The 1,279-nt window shown below is 75.6% G+C and carries 1 protein-coding gene; it reads right to left on the reverse strand.

Features of this window, described 5'->3' with window-relative positions; all coding sequences use genetic code 11:
* Nucleotides 1–1,279: acyl carrier protein (locus V5O46_RS31550; RefSeq protein ID WP_332888162.1), on the reverse strand; the 1,279-nt coding region annotated here is incomplete at both ends.

The raw sequence follows: 1,279 nt of genomic DNA on the forward strand, positions 1-1,279 counted from the left end.
CGACTCCGTCGGCCGCAGCCGCGAAGGACTTGCAGCGGCCGTCGGGGGCGAGGCCCCGCTGCCGGGAGAACTCCACGAACGTCCCCGGGGTCGCCATCACGGTGACACCACCGGCCAGGGCCATGGAGCACTCGCCGCTGCGCAGTGCCTGGATCGCCCAGTGCAGCGCGACCAGCGAGGAGGAGCACGCGGTGTCCACGGTGACCGCGGGGCCCTCCAGGCCGAGCGTGTACGCGATCCGGCCCGAGAGCACGCTGCCGGCGGTGCCGAGGCCCAGGTAGCCCTCGACGCCTTCCGGGAGGGTGCCGGTGCCGCTGCCGTAGTCGTGGTACATCAGGCCGGCGAAGACACCGGTCGCGCTGCCGCGCAGCGCGGTCGGGTCGACGCCGGCGCGCTCGATCGCCTCCCAGGACGCCTCCAGCAGCAGCCGCTGCTGCGGGTCCATGGCCAGCGCCTCACGCGGGCTGATCCCGAAGAACTCGGCGTCGAAGTCCGCCGCCCCGGTGAGGAATCCGCCCTCGCGGGTGTAGCTCGTCCCGGTGCGGGACTGGTCGGGGTCGTAGACGGAGGTGAGGTCCCAGCCGCGGTCCTCGGGGAAGCCGGTGACGGCATCGGTGCCCGCGAGCACGAGTCGCCACAGGTCCTCGGGTGAGGTCACTCCGCCGGGGTACCGGCAGGCCATGCCGACGATCGCGATCGGCTCGTCGGCGCGTACGGCGGTGGTGGCGGGCGGCTGTGCGCCGCTCGTGGCCGACGGGTCGGCGTCCAGGGCCGCGTCCAGGAGGTGGCGTGCGAGGGCGGTGGAGGTGGGGTGGTCGAAGGTGATCGTCGCGGCCAGGCGCAGGCCGGTCGCGGCGGTGAGCCGGTTGCGGAGTTCGACGGCGGCCAGCGAGTCGAAGCCGAGGTCGAGGAAGGAACGGTCGGGGGCGACGGCGTCCGGGCCGTCGTGGCCGAGCACGGTCGCCGCGGTCTCCCGGACCAGTTCCAGGACGGCGCGGCGCCGCTCGGCCTCGGGCAGCGCGGCGAGTCGCTCGGCGAAGCCGCCGGGCTGGACGGCCGTGGCGGTGCGGCGTGCGGGGGCCGGCACGAGGCCGCGCAGCACGGGCGGCAGCGCCTCCGCCTGGGCGCGCAGCACGGCGAGGTCCAGGCGTGCGGCGACGGTCAGCGGTGCGTCGGTGGCACAGACGGCGTCGAACAGCTCCAGGCCGTCGGCGTGGGCGAAGGGCACAACTCCACCTCGGGCGAGCCGGGCCGCGTCCACCCGGTCCAGCCCGCTCGC

This window comes from Streptomyces poriticola, assembly GCF_036689765.1.
In the GTDB taxonomy this organism is placed as follows: Bacteria; Actinomycetota; Actinomycetes; order Streptomycetales; family Streptomycetaceae; genus Streptomyces; species Streptomyces poriticola.